The 25,263-nt window shown below is 65.6% G+C and carries 18 protein-coding genes and 1 pseudogene; 9 read left to right on the forward strand and 10 right to left on the reverse strand.

The genetic code is table 11. The features are described from left to right. Positions 1–40 precede the first annotated feature (40 nt). The 3 genes from HNP55_RS11160 to HNP55_RS11170 all read right to left on the reverse strand — a co-directional run bounded on the left by HNP55_RS11160 (position 41) and on the right by HNP55_RS11170 (position 4,932). Entirely contained in the window at positions 41–1,192 is a 1,152-nt protein-coding gene (locus HNP55_RS11160) for an alpha-hydroxy acid oxidase (RefSeq protein ID WP_184299234.1), read from the reverse strand. A 30-nt stretch (positions 1,193–1,222) separates the two neighbouring features. Next, positions 1,223–3,577 (reverse strand): ATP-binding protein, encoded by a 2,355-nt coding sequence (locus HNP55_RS11165; protein ID WP_184299236.1) that lies wholly within the window; start codon positions 3,575–3,577, stop codon positions 1,223–1,225. A gap of 92 nt (positions 3,578–3,669) precedes the next feature. Beyond that, on the reverse strand, positions 3,670–4,932 hold the full coding sequence (locus tag HNP55_RS11170) for a DNA polymerase IV (protein WP_184299238.1): 1,263 nt from the start codon (positions 4,930–4,932) through the stop codon (positions 3,670–3,672). Positions 4,933–5,311: 379 nt separating this feature from the next. Between HNP55_RS11170 and HNP55_RS11175 the strand changes: the two genes are divergently transcribed. After that, positions 5,312–5,650 (forward strand): hypothetical protein, encoded by a 339-nt coding sequence (locus HNP55_RS11175; protein ID WP_184299240.1) that lies wholly within the window; start codon positions 5,312–5,314, stop codon positions 5,648–5,650. 41 nt (positions 5,651–5,691) lie between these two features. Here HNP55_RS11175 and HNP55_RS11180 read toward each other — a convergent pair whose 3' ends face one another. Both HNP55_RS11180 and HNP55_RS11185 read right to left on the reverse strand, forming a co-directional pair. After that, the gene (locus HNP55_RS11180; protein ID WP_184299242.1) at positions 5,692–7,077 is read right to left on the reverse strand and encodes an acyl-CoA thioesterase/bile acid-CoA:amino acid N-acyltransferase family protein; all 1,386 of its coding nucleotides are present in this window, start codon (positions 7,075–7,077) and stop codon (positions 5,692–5,694) included. A 124-nt stretch (positions 7,078–7,201) separates the two neighbouring features. Then, the gene (locus tag HNP55_RS11185) at positions 7,202–7,684 is read right to left on the reverse strand and encodes a hemerythrin domain-containing protein (RefSeq protein WP_184299244.1); all 483 of its coding nucleotides are present in this window, start codon (positions 7,682–7,684) and stop codon (positions 7,202–7,204) included. Positions 7,685–7,973: 289 nt separating this feature from the next. Between HNP55_RS11185 and HNP55_RS11190 the strand changes: the two genes are divergently transcribed. After that, positions 7,974–9,989: a methyl-accepting chemotaxis protein gene (locus tag HNP55_RS11190; protein ID WP_184299246.1), complete on the forward strand. Its 2,016-nt coding sequence runs from the start codon at positions 7,974–7,976 to the stop codon at positions 9,987–9,989. Between the two features lie 196 nt (positions 9,990–10,185). Continuing rightward, entirely contained in the window at positions 10,186–10,764 is a 579-nt protein-coding gene (locus HNP55_RS11195) for a hypothetical protein (protein WP_184299248.1), read from the forward strand. A gap of 45 nt (positions 10,765–10,809) precedes the next feature. On the opposite strand, the gene HNP55_RS11200 is transcribed toward HNP55_RS11195, so the two are convergent. Then, on the reverse strand, positions 10,810–13,671 hold the full coding sequence (locus tag HNP55_RS11200; RefSeq protein WP_184299250.1) for a type II secretion system protein GspD: 2,862 nt from the start codon (positions 13,669–13,671) through the stop codon (positions 10,810–10,812). Positions 13,672–13,673: 2 nt separating this feature from the next. Next, positions 13,674–15,404, reverse strand: a complete 1,731-nt coding sequence (locus tag HNP55_RS11205) for a hypothetical protein (protein ID WP_184299251.1) — start codon at positions 15,402–15,404, stop codon at positions 13,674–13,676. A gap of 281 nt (positions 15,405–15,685) precedes the next feature. On the opposite strand from HNP55_RS11205, the pseudogene HNP55_RS11210 reads away from it, so the two are divergent. The 3 genes and pseudogenes from HNP55_RS11210 to HNP55_RS11220 all read left to right on the forward strand — a co-directional run. Further along, positions 15,686–15,883 (forward strand): annotated as a pseudogene (locus tag HNP55_RS11210) (IS256 family transposase); the annotation flags it as partial. Positions 15,884–16,060: 177 nt separating this feature from the next. Continuing rightward, complete coding sequence (locus HNP55_RS11215) at positions 16,061–16,915, forward strand: hypothetical protein (RefSeq protein ID WP_184299253.1); 855 nt, start codon at positions 16,061–16,063, stop codon at positions 16,913–16,915. A gap of 202 nt (positions 16,916–17,117) precedes the next feature. Continuing rightward, a complete protein-coding gene (locus HNP55_RS11220; protein ID WP_184299255.1) occupies positions 17,118–17,495 on the forward strand; it encodes a hypothetical protein in 378 nt (125 codons plus the stop codon). A 341-nt stretch (positions 17,496–17,836) separates the two neighbouring features. On the opposite strand, the gene HNP55_RS11225 is transcribed toward HNP55_RS11220, so the two are convergent. The 3 genes from HNP55_RS11225 to argH all read right to left on the reverse strand — a co-directional run bounded on the left by HNP55_RS11225 (position 17,837) and on the right by argH (position 21,780). Further along, the gene (locus HNP55_RS11225) at positions 17,837–18,544 is read right to left on the reverse strand and encodes a response regulator transcription factor (protein WP_184299258.1); all 708 of its coding nucleotides are present in this window, start codon (positions 18,542–18,544) and stop codon (positions 17,837–17,839) included. Between the two features lie 20 nt (positions 18,545–18,564). Continuing rightward, positions 18,565–20,196, reverse strand: coding sequence for a sensor histidine kinase (locus tag HNP55_RS11230; RefSeq protein ID WP_184299260.1), 1,632 nt, complete (start codon positions 20,194–20,196; stop codon positions 18,565–18,567). Positions 20,197–20,352: 156 nt separating this feature from the next. Next, positions 20,353–21,780, reverse strand: coding sequence for an argininosuccinate lyase (gene argH / locus HNP55_RS11235; RefSeq protein ID WP_184299262.1), 1,428 nt, complete (start codon positions 21,778–21,780; stop codon positions 20,353–20,355). A gap of 120 nt (positions 21,781–21,900) precedes the next feature. Here argH and HNP55_RS11240 point away from each other — a divergent pair, with 120 nt between their 5' ends. From HNP55_RS11240 to HNP55_RS11250, 3 genes are all read left to right on the forward strand, one after another. Next, entirely contained in the window at positions 21,901–23,028 is a 1,128-nt protein-coding gene (locus tag HNP55_RS11240) for a sensor histidine kinase (protein ID WP_246448352.1), read from the forward strand. Between the two features lie 6 nt (positions 23,029–23,034). Then, on the forward strand, positions 23,035–23,895 hold the full coding sequence (locus tag HNP55_RS11245) for a LytR/AlgR family response regulator transcription factor (RefSeq protein ID WP_184299264.1): 861 nt from the start codon (positions 23,035–23,037) through the stop codon (positions 23,893–23,895). Between the two features lie 80 nt (positions 23,896–23,975). Further along, positions 23,976–25,223 carry a hypothetical protein gene (locus HNP55_RS11250; RefSeq protein WP_184299266.1) on the forward strand — a complete coding sequence of 416 codons (1,248 nt, stop codon included), beginning with the start codon at positions 23,976–23,978 and terminating at the stop codon, positions 25,221–25,223. Positions 25,224–25,263: the final 40 nt, after the last annotated feature.

Below are 25,263 nucleotides of genomic sequence, written 5' to 3' on the forward strand. Positions count from 1 at the left end.
ACCCTTGGGTCGCTCTTTTTTTGCTGCGCTGCCGCCGGCCTCAGGCCTTGAAGCTCCCCGGCAGCAAGATGTCCCGCGTCACCGTCTCGATGCGGGTGTGGCCGCAGAAGGCCATCGTCAGGTCCAGCTCCTTGTGGATGATCTCCAGCGCCTTGGTGACGCCGGCTTCGCCCATGGCGCCCAGGCCGTAGAGAAAGGCGCGGCCGATGTAAGTGCCGCGCGCGCCCAGGGCCCAGGCCTTGAGCACGTCCTGGCCGGAGCGTATGCCGCCGTCCATATGCACCTCGATCTGTGAGCCCACCGCCTGCACGATGGCGGGCAGAGCGTGGATGCTGGACTCGGCGCCGTCCAGCTGGCGGCCGCCGTGGTTGCTGACGATCAAGGCATCGGCGCCCGCGGCCACGGCCAGGCGGGCGTCTTCCACATCCTGGATGCCCTTGATGATGAGCTTGCCACCCCAGCGCCGCTTGATCCACTCGACATCGCCCCAGTTCAGCTGGGGGTCGAACTGCTTGGCCGTCCATTCGGACAGCGAGCCCATATTCTCCACGCCCTCGACGTGACCGACGATATTGCCGAACTGCCGCCGCGAGGTGCCCAGCATGCCCAGACACCAGCGCGGCTTGCTGCAGAGATTGAGCAGATTGGCCAGCGTGGGCTTGGGCGGGGCGGAGAGGCCGTTCTTGATGTCCTTGTGGCGCTGGCCGAGGATTTGCAGGTCCAGGGTCAGCACCAGGGCGCCACAGCGGGCGGCGCGGGCGCGCTCGATCAGGCGCTCGATGAAGCCGCGGTCCCGCATCACATAAAGCTGGAACCAGAAGGGCGCTTTTGTGTGGGCGGCGATGTCCTCGATGGAGCAGATGCTCATGGTCGAGAGGGTGAAGGGGATGCCGAAGCGCTCGGCCGCGCGGGCCGCCAGGATCTCGCCGTCGGCATGCTGCATGCCGGTCAGGCCGGTGGGGGCGATGGCCACCGGCATCGCCACATCGACGCCGATCATGCGGGTGGCGGTGCTGCGGTTCTCCAGATTCACCGCCACGCGCTGGCGCAGCTTGATGCTTTGGAAGTCCGCCGAGTTGGCGCGGTAGGTGCTCTCCGTCCAACTGCCCGAGTCGGCGTAGTCGTAGAACATGCGGGGCACGCGTTGCTGGGCCAGGCGGCGCAGATCTTCGATGCAGGTGATGACGGGCATGGTGCTGAGCGTTCCAGGGCGGGCTGTTTGTTACTCCTCCATGCTAGCCTGAAGCGGCAGGCATAGCCGTACGCACAAACCTTGCTCGCTGGCGGGCAGGCTGACGCTGCCGCCCAGGCGCTGCGTCAGCGACTGCACGATGTACAGCCCCAGGCCCGAGCCGCCCTGGCCGCGCTTGGTGGTGAAGAAGGGGTCGAAGATGCGGCTGCGCATGGCTTCGGCGATGCCGCGGCCGTTGTCGGCCACTTCGAGCAGCAGGCTGTCGCCCTGGACCCAGGCGCCGATCTGGATCAGCCCACCCTCCGCCTCAAAAGCATGGCAGAGGCTGTTCATCACCAGATTGGAGAGGATTTGGGTCAGCGGGCCGGCGGCCAGGCGGGCCTGGATGTCGGGCGCGATATCGACCCGGGTCTGGACTCGGGCGCGTTGCAGCACCGGCCGCAAGATGTCCAGCACGCCCTGCACATAAGCTTGCAGATGGATGGCCTGTACCTGCTCCGAGCCCTGGTCCACCGCCACCTGCTTGAAGTTGCCGATCAGGGCGGCGGCCCGCTCCAGATTGCGTGCCACCAGATCGGCGTTGCCGCCCATGGCTTGGGCCAGTTCCTGCAGCTCGCGCCGGCTGACGCGATCGCCGCTCAAGGCCTGGATCAGCGCCGCCGCCGAGTCGCTGAGGCTGGAGGCCGCGGTGACGGCCACGCCGATGGGTGTGTTCACCTCATGCGCCACGCTGGCCATGATACGGCTCATCAGCTGGGCCTTTTCCTGCGCCATCTCGGCCTGGGCGCGCTGGGCCAGGGCCAGGTCCAGGGCCACCAGCAGGCGCTCGTAGAGCTTGGCCGCATGGCTGGCCTGCAGCACGTCCTGGCGGGTCCAGCTGCGTGCCTGCTTTTGGTCCAGCCACAGCAGGCCGCACATGCGCTCCTGCACAAAGAGCGGGATCTCGATGCGCGAGTGGGCGTGCAGAAAGCCGTCCTCGCCCGGGCGTTCGCCCGGCCAGCGGCGGGCGATCAGGGGCTGCAGCTCCTCGAACCAGGGATGCAGGCGCAGGTCTTGCATGACTTGCGGTTCGTGGCGCTGGCTCAGCCATTGCAGATAGCGGCCTTGCGGGCCGGGCCTGAGCTGGGGCACCGGCCCGGCCGTGGCCGGCCAGGCCTGCAGTTGCAGGGCCTCGCCGTCCTCGCCCAGCCACCAGAAGTGCAGGGCGTCCAGGCGCATGATTTGCTGCACCATCTGGCCCGAGGCGCTGGCGGCCGTCAGCACGTCTTCGCTGCGGTTGATCTGCCAATGCTTGTTGGACAGGTCCAGCAGCAGCTCCTCCGGCGGCTTGCGCAGCAGGTCGTAATGGGCCAGCAGGCCCAGGCGCTCGGGCAGGCTCTGGCGTTCGATCTCGGTCTGCAGGCGCAGGTGTTGCCACAGATGCTGCAAGGCCTGGCCGGTCTGGCCTTGCTGCTGCATCAGGCGAGCCATCTGCACATGGGCCTGGCTTTCCTGGTGGCGGGACTGGATGCGCTGTGCCTGTGCCAGGCTGCGCTGGCAGGCTTGCACGGCTTCGGGCAGGTCCTGGCGGTTGATGGCCAGCTCGGTCCAGGTCTGCAGGGCCACGCTTTGCAACCAGGCATGGCCCAGTTGCTGGGCCATCTGCAGGGCGGTGCCGCATTGCCGCGTGGACTCGTCGTTGCGGCCCTGCACCAGGGCCGTGCGGGCCAGCTGCCAATGCGCTTCGGCAATGTATTCGCGATGCTCGCCGCGCTGCGCCTCGGCCAGGCCCAGGCGAAACTGCTGCTCGGCCTCCGCCAGCTGCTTGCACTCAAAAAAGCCCACGCCCATATTCAGGGCTAGCTTGGCGCTCAGATAGCTGTCGTCGGCCTGGGCCAGCAACTGTTGGCCTTCGCGGTGGTAGCGGCGGCCGCTTTCCCAGGCGCCCAGGGCGTAGTGGATCTGGCCCAGGCCGATGCGGGCGGCCACGCCCAGCGGGATATCGCCCACCAGCTGGGCCAGATCGACGGTGCGTGACCAATGCGCCGTGGCCTCGAAGTAGTCCCCGGTCTGGTAGGCCAGGCGGCCGGAGGCTTCAAACACGCCCGCCGCCTGCAAGGGCAGGTGGGTGGCGGCGGCGCGCTGGCGGGCCAGGCCCAGGGCCTCGCGCAGATCGAGGGCGCGGCCCATGCGCTCCATCAACTGGAACTGGGCGCACAAGACGTCCAGCGACAAGGCCTCCTGACCGGCCTCCCGGGCCCGGCGAGCCAGCTTTTCATAGCGCCGCAGGGCGCAGCCCGGGTGGCGCTTGGCCAGCCTAGCCAGGCGCGCCAGCGGGGGCGCTTTGGCGCGCGGCGGCGGTAAGCGGTCCGCGCTCGTATCCGCGGGTGGCTGAGGAGTTTTCAAAGTCCTGGACTCCTTCAATCGTCAGCAAAACCTGTGGGGGCCGGCTCACATTTTTGTCCCGTATGCGACAGCTCCCGGCGAGGGATTGTCAGTCAAAACAGGGACAGGTTTTCCAGGATGACCGGCGCCGGGTTGGCGCCCTCTGCCGCGGCCTTGGCGCGTTTTTTGCCCGGCTTGGGCCCGCTGAGCTGGCCCGGCCGGCTCAGACCGCCCACCCGCACGCCCAGCAGGCGTATGCGCTTGTCCAGGGGCACGCGCTTGAGGCAGGCGCCGGCGGCGCGGCGTATGGTCTGGGCGTCCTGGGTGGCCTCGTCCAGGGTCAGGTCGCGGGTGACGGTGTGAAAGCCCTCGAAGCGCAGCTTGATGCCTATGGTGCGGCCGCAGTAGTTCTTGCGCGCCAGGTCGCTGGCCAGTTGCTGGCACAGGCGGGTGAAGATTTCGCCCAGCAAGGCCTTGTCATGCACCGCATGCAGATCGCGCTCAAACGTCGTTTCGCGGCTGATGCTGACCGGCTCGCTATGCGTCACCACCGGCCGCTTGTCGCGGCCATGCGAGGCCTCGTGCAGCCAGGCGCCAAAGCTCTTGCCGAAGTGCTGGATCAAGAAGCCCGGCTCGGCCGCCGCCACCTCGCCCACGGTCGTCAGGCCCAGGGCCAGCAGCTTGGCCCCGGCCTTGGGGCCGATGCCATTGATCTTGCGCACGCCCAGCGGCCAGATGCGGGCCTCGATCTCGTCCGCCATCAAGAGGGTGATGCCATCGGGCTTGTCCATCTCGGAGGCGATCTTGGACAGCAGCTTGTTGGGCGTGATGCCTATGGAGCAGCTCAGGCCGGTGGCGCGCTGTACCGAGTTCTTGATCTCGCGCGCCACCGCGCGCAGGCCACCCAGGGGGTCGTGGCCCACCGCCTCGCGGATGCCGGCCACCTCGCTCAGATCGATATAGATCTCGTCGATGCCGCGGTCCTCGATCACCGGCGCCACTTCGGCCACGGCGGCCTTGAACAGGCGCGAGTAATGGCGGTAGGCCTCGAAATCGGTGGGCAGCAGGATGGCGTCGGGCGCGCGCAGGGCGGCCTTCATCAAACCCATGCCGGAGAACACGCCCAGATCGCGCGCCGCGTAGGTGGACGTGGTGACCACGCCACGGCCGGTGTAGTCGCGCAGCCTGGCGTAGCGGCGGCTGCCATCGGGCAGGTCCAGCGGCGCATGGGCCCGCCGCCCGCCTATCACCACGGCCTGGCCCTTCAGCTCGGGGTAGCGCAGCAGCTCCACCGAGGCATAGAAAGCATCCATGTCCAGATGCGCGATCAAGCGCTCCGGCAGGCGGCTTGGGGAGGACGGAGACAGGCTGGACATGCCCACATTGTGGCCCGCGTGCCGGCGCCGGGCGGTCTTGTTTTGTCAGCAGGCTGCGCGCCTGGATGAGGCCTGTTTACGCAAGTTTCAAGTTACTTGAGGGCGTCTACTGTCAGGCCTTACAGGTGACGTCGTCACGGGGCCCTCGTTAATCTGAGCCGAGCCAACGAGGGCTGTGCGCGACGCCTCCATGCGATGCGCATTCGAGCGGCTGCCGTACCGAAGTGACTTGATCCCTTCGGCGAGCGCCAGGATTGTGAGGAGTGGGGAAATGGGGTTCGGCGGGCCTGGCCGGAGCTTTGTGTCGCGTTGCGTGCCTTCGGGAAACCATAGCCGGTTCTTGAACCGGGTATCCCGTGGATAGAGTGAGACCTTTTCAATGCCTAGCGATCAAGAAGTGCGCACGCCTCGCCTGAGTTTTGTGGAACAGCTGCGGCCTTTTGTGGCCGATGAAGACAGCTTCGGGAGGATTTCCGGCGATTTGCACGAGGTGCTGGCGGCCAGTGCCTGGCTGCTCAAGACCCTGGCCCAGCACGAGAACCGCCGGCTCAGCCCGGCCGAGCTGGAACAGCTGGTGGCCGAGCTGGACAGCCGTTTTGTGGAGCATATGTTCTACCACCTGATGTCCTTGCGCGAGGACCTGAAGGTGACGCTGGAGCGCTTCCCCGTCCGGCGCGAAGACCGTGCCGCCAATCGGCAGGCCTTCCATCTGGGCTGAGCCGGGCTGTACCGGCCCCGGCCCCGGCCCTCCCGACCGTTTCAGCGGCCCAGCTGCTCCTGCAGGAACTGCAGGGTGCGTGGCCAGGCATCGGCCTGTGCCGCGGCGTCCACGGCCGGGCTGCCGCCCATTTTCATCGGCCCATTGTTATAGCCCGTGGTGGGCGACCAGCCGCGGCCGGACAGGCCGTGGCCGGCCCCTTCGTAGATCAGATTGATGGTGCTCAGGCCCTTGGCCTTGCGGCTGGCCTCGATATTGCGCGCCATGCCGGCCGAGTCCCACATCTGGTCATCGCTGCCCGATACCAGCAGCAGGGCCCCGCGGAAGTTCTCGACCGGGATGCGGGCCGCCGCCAGGCGTTCCGGGTAGGCGGCGCGGCCTTGCTCCAGGGGGCGGCGTATATGTACCGGCTGGCCGGTGGTGAAGCCGGCCGATTCTTCGTCCATGCCTTTGTAGGGCTGCCAGGGCAGGGGCTTGCCCTGCCAGGCGAAGGAGGAGGTCTGGTCCGGACCGGCCGCGCCCATGCCCCAGCCCTCCCAGATCACATCGCTGGGCACGATGGCGACGACGGCCTTGATCCAATCCATGCGGGCGGCGGCGGCCAGGGCGAACTCTGCGCCCTTGGACACGCCGTAGACGCCGATGCGCGAGGCATCCACCTCGGGCTGGCGGGTCAGCCAGTCGCGCGCCTGCTGCAAGCGGCTCAGCTCGATATTGGCGAAGGCCTTGGGCAGGCTGGGCAGCTCGGCCGGCTTCATGCCCTCGGGGCCCCAGCTGGGCGGCGAGTAGTAGGGCAGGCCCAGCACCGCATAGCCTTGCGAGGCCAGCAGGGGGGCGCTGCTGCGCGCGGCGATGGAGCCGCCTTCGGAGCCGCCCAGCACGATCAGCGCCCCGCGCTTGTGCTTGCCCGGGCCCACGGCATAGCGGGCGCCGGCAAACTCCTCCACCAGGCGGACCTGCACCTCGGCCGCCACCGGCCGCAGCTGCAGCTTTTTCTGCGTCAGCAATTGCTCGCCGGCGTAGGCTTGCAGCCAGATCTCGCCCGCCTGCTCCGGGTCCAGCGGCGGCAGGGCGCTTGAGGGCTTGACGCTGTGCATGGACCAGAACAGCCCGCGCACATCGGCGCCGCTATAGCTGCCGGACTCGGGCGCCTGGCTGGCCAGGTCGATGCGGCCCTGGGCGTCGCTGCGGAAGACCGCCTCGGCCTGCCGTGGCCCGTTCTCGCCCGTGCCGCGTGCCAGGCGGCTGCTGACGATGCGGATGGCCGCGTTGGCGGGCAGCTCGCTCAGGCGCAGCTGCAAGGGCGTGCCTTCCAGCACCTCGGCGGCGGGGCTGACGTGGATTTGCTGGGCTTGCGCGGGCAGGCCGGCCCAGGCCAGGGCGCAGGCAATAGCGAACAGGGGTGGGTGGGGCAGCAGCAGAGACATGGCGAGACCTCGTTCCTCTATGGATGGATGATGAGGCCTCAGCTTAAGAACACGGCCCGCCGGGCGCTCCCGCCCTGCGACGAATCGACAGCCCGGGCGATGAAGCGCCAGGCGCGCGCGGCTTTTAGCCGCAGCTATTGCTGCCGCAGGAGCTGATGCTGCTCGTCTCGGTGGCCAAGGGCTTGGCGCATTGGCCGGTGGCGGGGTCGAAGCCGACCTGGCCCATGTGGTAGACCAGGGCCGCGTCCATCATCTCGGCATGGGCCGGGAACCAGTTGATCAGCTCGGGCAGCAGATTGCGCATGGGCTCCAGGTCGTGGTGGGCCTGGGCATGGACCAGCACCTGGCGCATCACGTCCAGCACCATGGCGTGCTGTTTGCTGTGGCAGTTCTCGGGCGCAAAGCCGGTGGCGGCCATCCAGCCTTCTTCCATGGCGAAATGCGCCTCGGTATGGCCCAGCAGATCGAGGTAGAGCGGGATCACCGTGTCGCTGCCCGCTTGCAAGGCCTCGCCCCAGGTGTTGAGCAGGGCGACGAATTCCTGATGGGTCTGGTCCAGCTGCGCGTGTTGCAGGGCCAGGGTGTCGGTCCATTGAAGGCTTGACATGGGCGATTGGGCTTGAGCGGACGATAGGGCGGCATTTTCGCCTGAGTCGGCGCCCGGGCCGGCCCGCATTGGCCTGGCCTTGCGTTGGATCAAAACGGGGGCTGGGGCAGGGGCGAGCTTTGTGACGGATTTGTGAAGATGGCCGTGGCCTGCCGTCCTTCTCCCACTTTGGCGCTGTGCGGGTCTCGCCCAAGATGCAACTCGGGAAATGCAGGGTGGCACCGCAAGCGTGTGGCCCTGCCGGCTCAGCGGCCGTCGAAGTCATGGCCGCATCAGCATCGAGGGAATCATGGAACAGTCAAACAAGCATGGCGGCGCTCGTGCCGCTACGGCATGGGCCCGCCCGGGCGGCCAGGGCTTCTTTCGCCATCATGGCGTGTGGGCCATCGGCGTGCGCCTCTTCCGGCATCTGAGCTTCAGGGCCAAGGCCGTCTGCATCAGCCTGGCTTTTGGCGTGCCCATCGTGCTCTTGAGCCTGAGCTTTCTGCACAAGCAGCAGGCCCAGCTCGACGCGGTGCGCAAGGAGCGGGTGGGTGTGCGCCTGATGACGGAGATGCAGCCCCTGCTGTTGGGCTTGCTGGAGGCGCGCAACGCCACCCGCGCCATGCTGGGTGGCTACGACGCCTCGACCGATCTGCAGCGCGCGCGGGCTCAGGTGGACGAGGCCTTGCCCAAGCTGCAAGCGCTGGCTGCCGGCGAGGGCCGCGAGCTGGAGCTGCAGGAGCCGATCGAGCGCATGCAAAAGGCCTGGGCCGCCACCGGCCAGGCAGCGCGCGGCGTCGATGGCCAGGGCCGCACCGTGTTCGGCCCGGTCTCGCAAGCCGTGGTCGACCTGCTGCAGGGCGTGGGCGACAACGCCCGCCTGGTGCTGGACCCCGAGCTGGAAAGCTTCTACCTCGTCAACGCCGTGGTGCTGACCCTGCCCAAGACGGCGGAAGACCTGGGCCAGCTCTGGGGCTGGTCCAGCTACGGCGTGGGCAAGGGCGGTTTGACGCTGGAGGAGTTCCGCCGCTACGCCGTCTGGGACAGCGGCGTCGCCCATGGCCTGAAGGAATTGCAAGCGCATATCCGTCGCGCGGTGAAGGTTAGACCTGAGCTGGGCGAGCGCCTGGCCTTGCCTCAGTTGCAGGCCGTGCAGGCCTACCGGGTCAAGGTGGCCGACCCCTCGCAGCTGATCGCCGCCGCCATGGACAGTGCCGAGGTCTACACCCTGGGCCAGCAGGCCTTGCGCGACTGCATGTCGATCTCGCGCGTGGGCTTGGCCGCGCTGGACGGGCTTTTGCAGCAGCGCGAAGCCCAGCTGCTGCGCACATGCGCCTTGCTGGCCGGTGTCAGCATCGCCTTTTTGCTGCTGGCGGCCTATTTATTCCATTCATTTTTCCTGGTCATGGATGGCGGCTTGAAGGAAGTGCGGCGCCATCTGCTGGCCATGAGCGCGGGGGACCTGACCACCCGGCCCGAGCCCTGGGGCCGCGACGAGGCGGCGCGCCTGATGCTGACGCTGCGCGAGATGCAGGCGGCGCTGTGCCAGATCGTCGCCAGCGTGCGCGATGGCTCGCAAACCATTCTCGGCACCAGCGAGCAGATGGCCCAGGGCGCGGCCGAGCTGTCGGCGCGGGCCGAGCAGAGCGCGGCCAGCCTGCAGCAACAGGCGGCCACCATGTTGCAGATGTCGGCCACCGTCAAACAGACGGCCGAGCATGCCGTCGAGGCGGCCCAGATGGCGCGTGACAACGCCGACGTGGCCCAGCGTGGCAGCGCCCAGGTGCAGGGCATGATGGGCAGCATGAACGACATCTCCCTGGCCTCGGGCCGCATGCAGGAGGCCACCAATCTGATCGACAGCCTGGCCTTCCGCAGCAATATCCTGGCCCTCAATGCGGCGGTGGAAGCGGCAAGAGCGGGCGAGCAGGGGCGCGGCTTTGCCGTGGTGGCGGGCGAGGTGCGGGCGCTGGCCCAGCGCTCGGCCGAGGCGGCGCAGGAGATCCGCACCCTGATCGAACTGAACCTGGCCCGGGTGGGCGAGGGCAGCAGCGGCGTCGGTGTGGCCGGCACGACCATGGAAGATCTGGAGCGCCAGGCGCGCAGCATGAACCAGTTGCTGGCCGAAATTTCGCAGGGCGCGCGCCAGCAGCGCGACGGCGTGATGCAGGTGGACCGCTCGGTCCAGCAGCTCGATCGGCTGACCCAGCAAAACGTTGGCCTGGTGGAGCAAAGCGTGGCCGCCACCCAGGCCTTGCAGGCCCAGGCCGGCGCCTTGGTGCAAGGCGTGGCGCGCTTCAAGCTGCCGGCCGCAGGCTCCTAGGTCCCGCATATTCATCTGGCGTTCATCTGTTTGAGCGCCGCCGTTCATTTGCCGTTCATGGAGGAATCAGGCCGGCCGGGTGGAATAGAGGCTGTGCAGGGCGAGGCGGGCCAATAAAACCGCCAAGCCCTGACAACAGCAGCGTCTCCCGCATCTCCGTCAAACACCCATCGCCCTGTGCGCAAAGGCCAATTCCATGTCTAAGTTCTCCTCCGGCTTCCTGACCCTGGCTGCTTCCCTGGCCGTGCTCGCCTCCGGCAGCGCCCTGGCCCAGGCCGGCGAAGCCCGCGTTTACAACAGCAATATCAGCCTGGCCGAAGTCGAGGCCGCCCAAGCTGCCTGGGGCAAGGCGCTGATCCAGATCAGCGATGACTATGCCGCCGGCGGCCACGCCAAGGCCAAGGCCACGGCCAGCGCCGTGCTGGACGGCGCCTACGGCTACAACCTCGGCCCCGTGCTGTTCAAGCCCACCCTGACCGTGGCACCGCAAACCTTCCGCACCACCAAGGACGGTGCCCTGTCCTACTTCGTCGGTGGCGACAGCAACTACCCCAATGACAAGGGCTTCGCGCTGAAGGGCTGGAAGAAGGTCGAAGTGGCCAATGCCGCCGTGCACATCAACGGCGATGTGGCCAACACCATGGGCAAGGTCAGCATGACCGACAAGAACGGCAAGGTCACCACCGTCGACAAGACCTGGACCTTCAAGAAGGACGACACCGGTGCCGTGCGCATCGTGCTGCACCACTCCTCGCTGCCTTACGCAGCGAACTGAGTCGAGAGCTCAATCGCTTTGCCGTGACCGGCATACCGGTCACGGCTAGTGTTCCGTTGCCCCAGCCATTGGCCGTAGTTTCGAGGCGGGAACGATGTCGTTGAATTTGCCGCTGCGCAGGGTGCCGTCAATGGCCGACATGCCGGCCTCGAACTCGTGCTCGAACTGCCGGAGTGAATGCAGTGACAGGTAAAAATAGTCCGCGACATCGGCATCGAGCAAGTGGTTCTGGTCTTCGCCAAACTCGGGCAAGGACAGCACTCGGCCAATGCTCAGATTGTCAAAGTTGAGCATTCGCTTGCCGCCATTGATTTGGATCAGCCGTCGCACCGCGATGGCATGTGAGAGCCTGAGAAGGTCGGACTCGTCCTTGAGCAAGATAGTGTGGGAGTCGGCATCGCGATTCAATTCGTAGATGAGGCTGTTCCAGTCCGAGCGGTCCGACTTGCAGCCGATCATCCGCGTCTGTGGTTCGGGTTCGGCCAGGATATTTCCGGCTTGCAACTCATCCCGGCTGGTGTTGAAAGTGATGGCCAGGCATTTGTCCGAGTGGGCAGAGAAAAAGCTTGTGGCATTGCGGCCATCGCCCAGCCCGGCGAGCACATCGGCCAGGCTGCGTACTTTGACCTCGCCCTTATCACGTTCCATGATGAGTTGGATGTGCTTGGCCTGTATCGGCTTGCCCACATAGTGATTGGCGATGACGCCGTACAGAACCCCCGTCATCAGCGTGTTCTCGCCGGGCGTGCGTTGGTTCGCGACCAAGGCCAGCGCCGACTGCTGCACGCGTGCCGGATCGACCGCCGCCACCTGGTTGACGATGCTGCGGAAGTGGCGCAGCCGCGCGTTTTCTCGGATATAGGCCAGGTTGATCGTGTCCTCTGCGCGCAGCCTGACGTTTTTGCGGAACAGCGCGTTCTCGCGGCTGTAGTCGAAGGCCGGCGCGTCTTTGGGTAGGGCCGCCATCAGGCCGGTGCGGCCTTGCTCCAGCACATAAGGCGTGAGGATGATGATGACCTCGTCGCGGTTGGAGGCTTCTTTTTTCGAGCGGAACAGCGCGCCGATATAGGGCAGTTCACCCAGCACAGGCGTTGCATCCCTCACCTCGTCCCGGGTGCGGCTGATCAGCCCGCCGATGATGAGTGGGGTGCTGTTCGGGATGCGCGCATAGGTTTGTACGCGGCGGGTCGACACGGCTGGCGCCGCGGCAAGCACCACATCGCCAGGGCTGCGGATTTGGGTCCCCAAATTGGCCACCGTGGTCGACACGGCGGCATCGACCTGCAGGCTGACCTCGTGACCCTCGTTGTCGATGCGCGGACGCACATTCAGTTGGATGCCGGTGGGGAGATAGAAAAAGCTGTATGAAACGCGGGCGTCACCGCCGGACGATGTGTCGCGGCTGGTCGCGATTGGGATGTCGGTGCCGACCCGGATGCTGGCCTGGCGGTTGTCCAAGGTCAGCACGCTGGGGCGGGCCAGCACTTCGGCCTTGCCCGTCTGCACCAGCGCTTCGACCTTGATGAAAAAGGTCCGCGCCGCCGCTTCGATGGCGCTGTTGCGAGTGAAGGCCAGGGTGTTTGTGCCGGAGCCGGCGGTGAGCGAGCCGATTGCGAGCGTGTTCAAACCCTGCTGGTAGTTCCATTGCACACCCAGATCGCGCAAACCGGTGGAGGTGACTTCAAGCACCATGGCCTCGATCACGATCTGGCGCGCTGGCGTATCGATGGACTCGCTGATGGCCTTGCGGAGCTGGCTGAACTGTTCGGGGCGGTCTGGGTTGTACAACACCATCAGCTGCGAGGTTGGCGACGACAAGGTCTCGGTTGACAGGCGGCTGCTCGTGCCCAGGATGGCGGTCAAGCCACCTTGCCCCGAGCCGGTCGGCGCCACCGTTCCGTCAGCGGCCGCACCCACCAAGCCAACATCCTGCGGATTGGGCCCGGGCATGCGAATCACGATGGGCAATTCCTGGTTCCGTACCAGGCGCGGAAGGGTCGGCACGGCGCCTGGGCTGGACGGACTCATCATGCCGCCCTGCAATTGGCCAGGGCCAAACAAGGGGTTCGGCAATGTGTTGTTGCCGAAGGCGCCGCCGCTGCCATAGGTACCAGAACCGGGGTAAATAGACGTTTGCGCCAAGCCGCCCGATGGCCGTTCTGCGGCAACGACGTTGAAGCCCATGGCCTTGAGCATGCCGATGGCGCTGTCGGCGTCGATATAGGCTAGATTGATGGTCTGCGTTTGCAGATCGGCCAGCGGAATATCGGTTTCGCTTTTATTGCGCGAGGCGATGATGGCCGATACCGCGGGCTCGATCAGCGCGTTGTCGGGATTGCTGCTGCCCGGCTCGGGGCTGACCATGCCGCGCAGCCAGAGTTGCGGCAGCTGCCCCGGTCTGCGCAGGTAGCCGAAGCGCATGAGCAATTTCCGTTTGTGCGCGTCCGTGCGCACCAGAACCGGCCCGACTGCGACCACGGACGCTGGCACGGCGATCTGCGCTTGTTGCGCCTCGGTGGCCGAGCCGTAGTCGTGGGTGATCTCCAGCTGTGTGATGAGCGAGCTGATCAACTCGACGATGGCCCGGTTGTCCATCCGTGGCAGGTCGATGAGTTGCGTCGGCCCCTTGGCTGCCTGGGCCGTCGGGCCGGGCAGGCCCTGAAGCAGGCCGGACGGAGGCTCCGGCTGCACGCTCGGAGGCTGGGCCCAGGCCGGCAAATTCAGTGGGGCCGGCTGCCCCTTGGCCGGAGCTGACGGGGCGGCTGCGCCCTGCGCTTGCTGGGCCGCAGTTGTTGGCTGTGTAGGCCCGGCCAGGGCCAGCGTTAGCACAGCAAACAGGCAGCCGCCGCCCACAACGACCTTGATCGGGGGCCGCCGATGGCGGCACTTTCTCAGGCGCGCAACCAAGCTTAGTTGACCCTGTTGATGCTGAGTGGCCGCTCCTGGGTCAGCAGCACCGTGGAGCCGTCGGCCAGGGTCTTGATGCGAGGGCCGCCGGTGATGTCGTAACGCGGCATCACCCGGTCGGCCATGGGCCAGGGCCAGGGGTAGCCTGCATAGGCACCGGTGACAGAAGCCTCCTGCGTGAGCTGGCCCATGATGCCGTCGATATCAGACTGGGCGGTGACACGAGTGCGCAGCTCGTTAGCGCCGATGGTGGCGCCGCCTAAGGCCGAGGTCTGCACCATTGCGGTGATCGCTGGCCACAAGGTCGTCGGCAGCGAACCGCCCGAGGCAAGCAAGAGGCCAATCGACGTCGCGCCGCTTGTCAGCGTTGCTACACCCACGCGCGCCCCCCTGGCGCCGTTCACGGTGCCGTTGTTCGCCAGCACATACTGCTGCGTCGCGATCGCCGCGCCCTGTCCGGCTGCGGTGGCAAGCATCGCGGGTACGACCAGCGCCGTGCCCATGCCAGCCGTTCCAGCTGTCGAAATGCCGGCGACCACGATTGTTGCGGCGTACAAGGCAGGCTTGCGAATACAGGATGCGACCGTTGGTTCCTTGAGGTCAGGCGCCATCGAAGCCTTGATGGTGAACCACACCGCACCCGTGTTGCGTTGAAACACTTCGCCAGGTTTCACGATGCCGTAGTAGAGGCAGCCGATTTGCTCCAGCGTGACCAGCACGGGGTAATCCGTTTTGTTCTGGATCTGGAAGCCCGGAGACACGCCGGGGGATACCGGCTGGAACACCGTGCCGAGCTGCCCGGGCCATTGCCTTTGCACATGGGCCACGCGCAATTCCAAAGGTTTCCTGTTCATACCCACAACCTGACTACCGGGATTCAGGTAGAAACGGTTGCCGATATTGTTTTTGCCCCCCGGCGCCAATTCGATGTATTCGGGAGTGCGCGACACCTCGTACCAGTCGCTCGAGTTCGTGCCACTCTCTTCACGCCACTTGGTCTTGGTCACCTGGGTGAGGGTCCGCATATCGAGCCAGACATTGTCCTTCGTCAATGTTCCGAACTTCAGGTGCCCGACTTCCTGGCCGCCGATCGGCGCAACCCCTCGCACGAAACAAGTGCTGCCGCTCACGGAGCAGGTCCTGGCAACTGGGTTGACGGAAATGGTGTCGCCAGCCGCTGTGAAGGAAATATTGTCGATGCTGCGCGAAACGGTGTTGGCCGCCAGCTTGCCGGAGTCCATCACGCTACCGTCGCGTTTGTAGCTCGTCAAAACCCAGCCTTCGTTGCTTGCCCCGTTGACGTCCAGCGTTATGCGCGCGCCTTGCCCGAGATCCAAGGCGATGCGGCCGACCGAATAAGCCGATACTGGATAGACAGCGGCAGGGGCAGCCCAAGCATTCGTCTTGGCGAAATCCATATAGGTCTTGCCAGCCGCGAAATCCACGACCAAGGGCACGGCGCCGGCCGTGCCGCCGACCGGCATCAAGAAAAGCTCGGTCTCGGTACGCTTGACTTCATTGAATGAATTCGAGGGGTTATCAAGAAACCAGCGCAAAGGGCCGTACTCGACCAGATGGCGACCGCCCTCCAGCACGACGTAGCGCGCGTTCATGATCTGTGTTTGGTTCAGGCTGACACCCGCGATAGGCTGCTGGGCCATCGAATAACTGGGCAGCCAGGCCGTGCAGAGGAGCAGAGTGCGAACAAAGCGAAAATAACTTGTGCTGTACATACCAAGGTTTCCTTTGTTGCTGGACCTTTGACGGTCTTTACGGGCGCCGAGGAGGGTACAGGGACTCTGTGTCATCTCATGTAGAGACTAACCCTGGCGTTGGTTTCGGCGACTAGGGTCCACTTCAAGCACTAGGCTTGACTGTTAGCTGCTCGGGGCTTGCTAGCTTGGCCAAGCAGGCGCAAGTGCAGGGAGCGCAAGGCGTATAGCAGCATGAATTGCGCCCAGACCAGCAAGAGCCCAAGGCCGAGGGCCGCCGACAGCCCGCCGTGCGCGGCCGTCAGAGCGTGAATGCGCGGCTGCGCAAGATCATCAAGACGCGCGGACACTTCCCCAGTGACGATGCGGCGACCAAGCTGATCTGGTTGGCCTTGAGAAACATCACCCAAGACTGGGGACGCCCAGGGCATAACTGGAAATCTGCGATGAACCAGTTTGCGATCCTCTATGAAGATCGGTTCACGAAACCCAGCACGTAAACTACCCACCCAGCTTCACGAGATCAGTGAAGCTTCAATGAGCCTCATACACATAAATTCGGACAGGCCCGCCAACCCATTAGCCCCAGGGAATGGGGTTTTGCAGACTTTCCCTAACTGTTAGGCTTTATGCATTACTTTCTCCGACAACTCGTACTGGCTAGAACCCCTGAAATCTTGATCACTAACGACGAATTTCAGGCAATAAAGATTGCGCGCAATGTACTCACAAGTGCCTTTGCGCTAGAGGAAGCTTACGATCTGGTAGTTGGCAACTACATCGAACTAGAACAAGATGTTCTAACGGCCTCCGTATCTGAGGTATGCCGTCAAGCACAGGCTTACAACGATTTTTTTGGTCTGCGCTCAACGATTAATCGACGCTTCGTCAATCTTCTTTCGGCTTGCCGGTCTTACATCGATCAGACGCCACAGCGACTCAAGAATTGCACGGAGGATCCTATATTTGCACGTGAACAATTCAAAACTTGCCTGAGTGGACACTACGACGCTTCGTTTTCGTATCGTTTTCTTGAGGCACTTCGCAACCATGTTCAACACTGCGGCTTAGCAGTCCATCGAGTCAGCACCAACAGTCGTTGGGTCGAAGCCAACAACAATAGACATCTGGAAGTTTCGGTGGAGCCTTTCGCGAATCGGAAATTTCTCTCAACAGACTCAAGGTTCAAGAAAAGCGTCCTCGATGAAACCCCAGAAGATATTCCACTCTTAGCCCATCTTCGAACTTACATGGAAGCGATTGGCAATGCACACCAAGTAGTTCGTAGTGCAGTATCAGTCTCAACCATAAGTGCCCGCGGAAGGATCGAAGCGCACATCAAAGCTTATGCAGATATCAACGATGGCGTCACCATTGGCTTAGCTGCGGTGGCGATCGAGGAGCATCGGCAAGAGTACAAAGAAACTGTTCCGTTACTTTTGGAATGGGACGATGTGCGCCTGAAGCTGGAAAAGAGAAATTCAAGCCTCCAAGGCTTGGCGAACAGAGTCTTCGTTAGTCGAGGAAGCTAAACGTCAATGACGTCTTGCACCCGAAATGGTCGCATGAGCCTCCCTGTTTTCTTACTTAAGCAAAACGGTGCCTTCGCTCCCCAGCCTAACTGGGGGTTCAACGCGGACGCCAACATAAGCCATGCCTTCGGCATTCTCATGGCTTTTGTTGGTGCCCTCCAGCCTTCGGCTTCCGGCACCGGTTAACCATGGCGTTAGACCTGTGAAATACAAGCACATCGATTCCGCGCTGCACAACTTCGGCCACTCGTTTGTGAGTCTGATGAACTACGTCGACGATGTGTATGTCTGCGACCTCATTAGCAGCATGGCACTGGGCAGGCCGCAGAATGAAGTCAAAATCGATTTCTCTGCAGGAGTCAGCAGCCTGCCGCATGGCAGCCCGGCGCCGTTGATTAAGTCGGTCGAGTACTGGCAAGCGTGGCTTCCGAAGCTGCTGGAAAGTCAGAACGTCAATCCCGGTTCTCTTGGTCCAATCGTGCTTCGGTATAGGCTTACGCGTCTAGGTCCGGAGGTTGTCGTTGAGTCCACGGATGATCGTGGATGTGCGCACAAGGTGTTTGTCTCGAGCACGCTGTAGTTCTTCCAATGCCAAGCCCCGCCGCTCAATCGCCGCACAGGTCTAACCAGTCTACAAGGACTTCCCACCGCTTCAAGCTCCAATAGCAAGACCTGACCCTTCGGGGTCTTTTCCATTTCTAGACCTGTGTTCTGAACAGCGGCAAACGCAACGAGGAACAGACTGAACATCTACAAACGGGCTTGCTGCGGACCCTGCCGCTACCCCAGATACGAACCGCTCAGCAAGACCCCATTCGTTCGTCGTTGTTGGCTCGGCGCACCGAGCGTACAACGGACGGGTTATCGGGTTCACTTGCTGCCGGTCTGATCTGTGGCCCCATCGTGGTGCGACCCTGTCACTCACCCATCCCCACCTTCCATCTTGTACCCCAAACCCCTAACCGTCTGAATCAACGCCAGCTCCCGCCCCTCATCCAGCTTCGCCCGCAGGCGGCGGATGTAGACGTCGACGACATTGGTCAGCGGGTCTTCGCTATAACCCCAGATGGTGTTGAGGATGCGCTCGCGGCTGAAGACGCGGCCGGGGTGGCGCATCAGCAACTCCAGCAGGGCCAGTTCGCGCGCCGTCATCGCTACCAACTGATCGCCACGGCGCACCTGCATGCGTTCCAGGTCCAGTACCAGGTCGGCCAGGCTGAGCTGGCGCTGCTTGGCCGACGTTGCGACCTCATCGTCGGCGTGCTGCTCGGCGCGGCGCAGCAGGGCTTCGATGCGGGCCAGCAGTTCCTCAAAAGCAAAGGGCTTGGTCAGATAGTCGTCGGCGCCGCAGCGCAGGCCGGCGACCTTGTCTTCCACCGCGTCCATGGCCGTCAGCATCAGTACCGGCTTGCGGCAGCGGGCGGCTCGCAGGCGCTGGCAGGCTTCGACGCCGCTGATGCCGGGCAGCATCACGTCCAGCAGGATCAGATCGGGCTCGGTCTGCTCGACCGACTTTTGCACCAGGTCGCCGCGCTCCACCACCGTGACCTGGTAGCCCTCGGCGCGCAGGCCGCGGTTCAGAAAGTCCGAGACGCGGCGGTCGTCTTCAACAACAAGCAGATGGGGCATGGCGGCGCAGGACTCCGGCGTTAACTCTTTTTTTCATCGGGCTCATTGGCTGCCAGTGGCAGGCTCAGCAGCACCCGGCATCCGCCCTCGGGGCGGCAGCTGATCTGCAAGTGGCCGCCGTGCGACTCGGCAATGCCCTCGGCAATCGGCAGGCCCAGGCCCATTCCATCGGGGCGCAGCTTGCGGGCTGCGTCGGAGCGCCAGTAGCGCTCGGTGGCGCGCGGCAGGTCTTGCGGCGCCATGCCGATGCCGCTGTCTTCCACCCAGATGTGCAGCTGCTGAGCGTCTTCGTCCGAGCGCTGGGCGCCGATGCGGATCTGCCCTTGCGCCGGCGTGTAGCGGATGGCGTTGTCGATCAGAATCGTCAGCGCCTGGCCCAGCTTGGCGGCGCTGCCGCGCAGGCGCAGGCCATCGCCGGGCAGGGCCAGGCTGAGCTGGTGGCCTTGTTGGGTGGCGGCAGCGCTTTGCTGGGCCAGGGCTTGCTGGAGCAGGGCGGGCAGGGCTATCAGCTCCAAGGATTCAGGCTTGGCCTTGATCGCCTTGTCTTCGCTCTGGCGTGCCACGGCCATCAGCTCGGCGATGCGGGCGCCCAGCTGGCGGGCGATGGCCGCGACCCGCTCCAGGGTCTCGCGGTAGAAGGCCTCGGGGTGGCCGCTGCGGCGCAGGGTGATTTCGGACTCGCCCAGAATCGCCGTCGTGGGCGTGCGCAGCTCGTGGCTGATATTGGCGAAGAACTGGCGGCGCGAGCGGTCGATCTCCAGCAGCTGCTCATTGGCCTCGTGCAGGGCTTGGGTGCGCTGGGCCACGGCGTCTTCCAGGCGCTGGCGCTGGCTGGCCTCGTTGGCGCGGTGCAACTGGATCTCCTCGGCCATGCGGTTGAAGCTCAGGCTCAGGCGGTCGAACTCGTCGCGGCCGTGGGCGGCCGTGGCGATGCGGTGATCCATGCGGCCGGCCTGCAGGGCCAGGGTGCCGTCCAGCAAGGGCGCCATGCGGCGGCGTATGTCCCAGGCGAAGTAAGCGACAAAGCCGATGGACAGCAGGATGGTGGACAGGATGCTGAAGATGGCCAGGCTGCGCGAGCGCTCCAGCGCGATCTTGGCGGCGGCCTCGGTGGCGCGGCTGTGCGCCTCTTGCAGGCGGATCGCCTCCTTGATCAGGGTGCGCATGTCCTGGCCCTGGGAGATGTCGAACACGCCCAGCATCTCGTCCCAGACCGCCGCCCGCTCGGTGCTGGGGTTGGGGTGGGGGATGTGGGGCTGGGCTTGCAGGATCTGCGCCTGCAAGGCCTGGAAGTTGGTGTGCAGGGCGTCCAGGGTTTCGCGCGAGACCTTCTCGATCGCGCTGGCGCTGGGGTCGGCGGCTTCCTCCGCGTGCAGGCGTTCCAGCTCGCTCAAGCTGCCCTGCATGCGCTGCAGATAGCCGTCCCGCAGGGGCACGGGGGCCTCGTCGGTCAGCAGGTATTGGGCAAACCAGACCTTGAGCCGCTGCTTGTTGGCGGCCAGGTCTATGTATTGCACCAGGGCGTCCTTGGCGCGCAGGCTGCGCGAACGCTCTAGCTCCGACTGGTTGACCAGCCAGACCACCACCGCGAACTGGGTGGCCACCAGGGCCACCAGGACACCTAACCAGACGCCCAAGCGTGCTTTGAACATGGGCCTTCCTTCTGCTTCAGCGCAGAGGGTGAGAACTTTTGTAGCGAGCGGCTGTCAGGCTAGGCGGGCGGCGCAGAGGAACCGGAACGTACTCCTTGTACGCGAGGATTCCGAGCACCGACCAACGACGCATGGCGGCTGCGCAGTAAAAAGTTCTCATCCTCTCAGCCGGGCGCGGTGGCGGGCCACCTGGGCACGCACCTGGGCCGGCGCGGTGCCGCCGAGGATGTTGCGGGCGTTCAGCGAGCCGCGCAGGCTCAGCAGCTCGAACACATCCTCGCCGATGCGGGCGTCAAACTTCTGCAGCTCGGCCAGGGGCAACTGGGAGAGGTCGACGCCGCTGCCAATCGCGGTCTTGACCGCGTGGGCGACGATCTCGTGCGCGTCGCGGAAGGCCAGGCCCTTCTTGACCAGATAGTCGGCCAGATCGGTGGCGGTGGCATAACCCTTCAAGGCAGCGCGCTCCATGGCCTCGGGCTTGACCGTGATGCCGGCGGCCATCTCGGCAAAGATGCGCAAGGTGTCCTTGAGCGTGTCGACGGTGTCGAACAGCGGCTCCTTGTCTTCCTGGTTGTCCTTGTTATAGGCCAGGGGCTGGCCCTTCATCAGCGTGATCAAGCCCATCAGATGGCCGACCACGCGGCCGGTCTTGCCGCGCGCCAGTTCGGGCACATCGGGGTTTTTCTTCTGCGGCATGATGCTGGAGCCGGTGCAGAAGCGGTCGGCCAGGTCGATGAAGCCAAAGCTCTGGCTCATCCACAGAATCAGCTCTTCGCTGAGGCGCGAGATATGCACCATCACCAGGGCGGCGGCGGCGCTGAACTCGATGGCGAAGTCGCGGTCGCTGACGGCGTCCAGGCTGTTCTGGCATACGCCCTCCATGCCCAGCGTGCGGGCCACGCGCTCGCGGTCCAGCGGGTAGCTGGTGCCGGCCAGGGCGGCCGCGCCCAGGGGCAGGCGGTTGACGCGGCGGCGCGCGTCCACCAGGCGCTCGGCATCGCGGGCAAACATTTCGACGTAGGCCAGCAGGTGGTGGCCAAAGGCGACCGGCTGGGCCACTTGCAGATGGGTGAAGCCGGGCAGGATGACCTCGGCATTTTTCTCGGCCACCTCGACCAGAGCCAGTTGCAGTGCGTTCAGCAGCAGCAGCAACTCGTCGATCTCGCCGCGCAGCCACAGGCGCACATCGGTGGCGACCTGGTCGTTGCGGCTGCGGCCGGTGTGCAGGCGCTTGCCGGCAATGCCGACCAGCTCGGTCAACCTAGCCTCGATATTCAGGTGCACGTCTTCCAGGTCCAGCTTCCAGTCAAAGCTGCCGGCCTCGATCTCGCTCTTGATCTGGGCCATGCCGCGCTGGATGGCGGCGTGGTCGTCCTGACCCAGAATGCCCTGGGCCGTCAGCATCTCGGCATGGGCCAGGCTGCCCTGAATGTCGGCCGCCCACAGGCGCTTGTCGAAAAAGACGCTGGCCGTGTAGCGCTTGACCAGATCGCTCATGGGCTCGGAGAACAGGGCCGACCAGGCTTGGGACTTGTTGGCGAGTTGATTGTCGCTAGGCTTGTTGTCAGAGCTGGATGAGGACATGGTGGCTTGGGCAGGGGGCGGGGCGGTTAGGGGGACGGGCTGAAGCACAATCAATCTGTGTGGAGCCTGGGCGATTCTAGCTATGGGCTTCTCTGTCAAAACTGCGGCAGCCTCTTCTCGATGAGCGAAAAAAATTCCAAATCAGCAACGAAGCAGCGGGACGATGGCCCGAGCGTCTGGCCCGACAGCACCCACCTCACCAGCATTCTGGGCTTTGCCGCCACCCAAAGCCCTAAGCCTGCGTCGGAGGCGGCCGTCCTGCCCTTGTTTGACCCGGAGCGGGTGTTCGACGTCTGCCATGTGGGCCTGGTGCTGCGCGCCGTGCTGGGCGTGCAAGGCCTGCTGGCCCTGGGCCTGGCCTTGGCCGCGCGCGGCCCGGCGCAATGGGCGGCCTGGATGGCCAGCGCCACCGTGGTCAGCCTGTCGGGCGTCCTGCTCTGGCTGCTGCTGGTGTGCCTTGCGCGCCGCGTGTTGGCACGCCTGGCCGAGCCCTTGCAGTGGGCCTTGCTGAGCGGCCTGGGCGCGGTCTGCGCCTTGGCGGGCTGGCAGTTGCTGAATATCGCCTCCCTCGACCCCAGCGGCTGGTTTCGCCTGCTCAGCGTGGGCCTGGCCGGCGCGGCCCTGGCGGCCTTGCTGCTGGCCTGGCTGAAGCTGCGCGAGCGCGCCCAGCGCCCGGCCGCCGCCCTGGCCCAGCTGGTGGAGCTGCAGTCGCGCATACGGCCGCACTTTTTGTTCAACACCCTCAACAGCGCCATCGCCCTGGTGCGTTATGAGCCGGCCAAGGCCGAGCATCTGCTGGAGGACTTGAGCGAGCTCTTCCGTGTCGCCCTGGCCGACGCCAGCACCTCGGTCAGCCTGGCCGAGGAGATCGAGCTGGCCCGCCGTTACCTGCATATCGAGCAGACCCGTTTTGGCGAGCGCCTGCGCATACGCTGGCAGCTGGACCCGCTGGCGGCTGACGCAAGGGTGCCGCCGCTGGTCCTGCAGCCCCTGGTGGAGAACGCGGTGCGCCATGGCGTCGAGCCGAATGATGCGGGCGGCGATATCGAGGTGCGGACCCGGCGCCGCGGCAGCGAGGTGGAGATCCGCGTCAGCAATAGCGTGGACCTGCCGGCGCGCAGCTCGGGCCATGGCCTGGCGCTGCGCAATGTGCGCCAGCGCCTGCGTTTGATGCATGATGTGTCCGCGCGTTTTGAGCTCAATGCCGAGCCGGGCCGCTTCACCGTCCGCATCGTCCTGCCGTTTTGATTGACCATGTCTCTGCACCACGACCCCAAGCACAAGCCGCCCGCCAAACTCGCCGTCCTGCTGGTCGACGATGAGCCGCTGGCCCGCATGCGCTTGCGCAGCCTGTTAGAGGGCTGCCAGGAGCCGGCCGCCGAGGTGCTGGCCGAGGCCGGCACCGCCTCCCAGGCCCAGGCCTGGTTGCGTGAGCATGCTTGCGACCTGATCCTGCTGGACATCCAGATGCCCGGGCTCGATGGCTTGCAACTGGCCGAAAGCCTGGCCGCTCATCCGGCCCAGCCGGCCGTGGTGTTCGTGACGGCGCATGCCGAGCATGCGCTGCGCGGCTTTGAGCTGGACGCGATGGACTACCTGACCAAGCCGGTGCGGCGCGAGCGCCTGCAGGCCGCGCTCGCCCGGGTGGCGCAACGCCTGGCCGAGCGCGAGGCCGTCCATTCCCAGCGCGCCGAGCTGGACGAGGTGCTGCCGGTGGAAGCCCAGGAATTCATCAATATCAGCGTGCGCGGCCGCCTGCTGCGGGTGCCGCTGGACGAGGTGCTTTACTTCAAGGCCGACCTCAAATACCTGACCCTGCGCACCGCCACCCAGAGCTATGTGATGGATGGCAGCCTGGCGGAGCTGGAGACCCGGTTCGCCGCCAGGCCCGCCGCCCAGGGCAGTTTTCTGCGTGTGCATCGCAATGCCTTGGTGGCCAAGTCCGCCGTGCGCGAGCTGCTGCGCGGCGCGCCCATTGGCAACGAGGACGAGGAGGGCGACGCCGGCGAGGGTTGGGCGGTGCGCATCACCAGCGTCGATGAATGGCTGGCGGTCTCGCGCCGCCAGGTCGCCGCCGTGCGTGAGGCCCTGGCCAAGGGCAGTCGCAAGGAATGAAGGGGGCTCGCCGCTTTCCCAAGGCGTTTGGGTGGCGGCGGCGCCGGATCTGGGCCGGCTCCTTGCTGGCGTTGCTAGGCTTGGCGCTGGTCCTGCAGCATTTGTTTTCCAGGCCCGACGCGCCCAAGTTGCCGCCGCCGAGCGGGCCGGACGTCGCCAGGTCCTGGTCGCCGGTGCTGGGGCTGGAAGCGCCGGGCGCCGCCCCGCCGCAGCCGGCCTCGGCGCCGGCGCGATCTGAAGCGGCCCAGCCCAAGCCTTGGTCTAGGCCGCAGCCCGAGCTGCCGGCGCGTCGCGATGAGGGCTTGCACAGCCAGGCCGGCCCCGGCCGCCAGTCCGTCTGCGGCCTGGGTTATGCGGACAGCCAGTGGCTGGCGGCCGATGTGCCCAAGCCCTGGGATCAAAGCCGGCAGGACGAGGTCAAGCGGCTGCGCGATCATTTGCTGCCGCTGCTGCGCCACAGCGCCGATCCGGCCGACCAGGTGGCCGCCGCGCTGCTGGCGCGGCCTCTGTGGGACGTGGGCCTGGGCGCGGACAGCAGCAGCCATGCGGCCGCCCTGCTGGCCCAGCACAGCCACAGCGCGGCGGCCTACGGCCTGGCATACCGGGCCTGCGCAACCTGGCCCGGTGCCGCCTGCAGCGGGCTCAGCGCCAGACGATGGACCGAGCTGGATGAGCAGAACCCGAGCGCCTGGCTGTTCCTGCTTGGGGAGGCCTACCGGGCGGCCGACGCCGCCGTGCTGGCCGAGGCCTTGTATCGCCTGAGCCTGCCTCAGCTGGGCATGGACCCGGGCATGCCTTTGTTGGCCCGCGCCCAAGCCAGGATGGCGCAGGCCCGTGCCCAGGCGCTGGACACGGCCGCCCTGGCCAGCGAGGAACTGGCCCTGGTGGCGGACGCCATGCTGCAGACCCAGATCATCGGCGTGGATTTCGCGATGACGGGCAACTGGCTGCAGGCGCTGAATCGCAGCTGCTCGGGCCCGGCCCTGGCGGACAGCAATCGCCAGCAGCAGTGCCAGGCGGTGGCGCGCAATCTGCTGCTCAGGGGCCGCAGCCTGATGGATATGGCGCAAGCCCTGTCGCTGGCCGAGCGAAGCGGCCTGCCGGCCGCCGAGTGGCCGCTGCAGCGAAGCGACTATCTGGCCGTGCAAGCCCAGGTGGGCGCGGACAGCGAGGCGCAGGCCGAGTTGGGTGAAAGCTGCGCGGCCTTCCGCCTGGTTCGCAGCCGCCTGGCGGAGATCTTGCGGCAGGGGGAGTGGGGCTTCTGGCGTGCGGAGCTGGCGCGCCAGCGCGGTGCGGCCTCGGCGCCCGTGCCCACGCCTACCCCCTGATTCAAACGGCATGCTGCGGGGTGGAGGCCGGCAACAGTTC

Origin of the sequence: Roseateles oligotrophus (assembly GCF_014204525.1) — a bacterium.
Taxonomy (GTDB): domain Bacteria; phylum Pseudomonadota; class Gammaproteobacteria; order Burkholderiales; family Burkholderiaceae_C; genus Paucibacter_A; species Paucibacter_A oligotrophus_A.

Excerpts from the sequence above, each read along its gene's own strand:
- HNP55_RS11225 (WP_184299258.1), bottom strand. The coding sequence starts at position 18,544 with ATGCCCCATCTGCTTGTTGTTGAAGACGACCGCCGCGTCTCGGACTTT.
- HNP55_RS11205 (WP_184299251.1), bottom strand. The coding sequence starts at position 15,404 with ATGTACAGCACAAGTTATTTTCGCTTTGTTCGCACTCTGCTCCTCTGC.
- HNP55_RS11185 (WP_184299244.1), bottom strand. The coding sequence starts at position 7,684 with ATGTCAAGCCTTCAATGGACCGACACCCTGGCCCTGCAACACGCGCAG.
- HNP55_RS11245 (WP_184299264.1), top strand. The coding sequence starts at position 23,035 with ATGTCTCTGCACCACGACCCCAAGCACAAGCCGCCCGCCAAACTCGCC.
- HNP55_RS11240 (WP_246448352.1), top strand. The coding sequence starts at position 21,901 with ATGAGCGAAAAAAATTCCAAATCAGCAACGAAGCAGCGGGACGATGGC.
- HNP55_RS11190 (WP_184299246.1), top strand. The coding sequence starts at position 7,974 with ATGGAACAGTCAAACAAGCATGGCGGCGCTCGTGCCGCTACGGCATGG.
- argH (WP_184299262.1), bottom strand. The coding sequence starts at position 21,780 with ATGTCCTCATCCAGCTCTGACAACAAGCCTAGCGACAATCAACTCGCC.
- HNP55_RS11170 (WP_184299238.1), bottom strand. The coding sequence starts at position 4,932 with ATGTCCAGCCTGTCTCCGTCCTCCCCAAGCCGCCTGCCGGAGCGCTTG.
- HNP55_RS11160 (WP_184299234.1), bottom strand. The coding sequence starts at position 1,192 with ATGCCCGTCATCACCTGCATCGAAGATCTGCGCCGCCTGGCCCAGCAA.
- HNP55_RS11230 (WP_184299260.1), bottom strand. The coding sequence starts at position 20,196 with ATGTTCAAAGCACGCTTGGGCGTCTGGTTAGGTGTCCTGGTGGCCCTG.
- HNP55_RS11180 (WP_184299242.1), bottom strand. The coding sequence starts at position 7,077 with ATGTCTCTGCTGCTGCCCCACCCACCCCTGTTCGCTATTGCCTGCGCC.
- HNP55_RS11175 (WP_184299240.1), top strand. The coding sequence starts at position 5,312 with ATGCCTAGCGATCAAGAAGTGCGCACGCCTCGCCTGAGTTTTGTGGAA.
- HNP55_RS11195 (WP_184299248.1), top strand. The coding sequence starts at position 10,186 with ATGTCTAAGTTCTCCTCCGGCTTCCTGACCCTGGCTGCTTCCCTGGCC.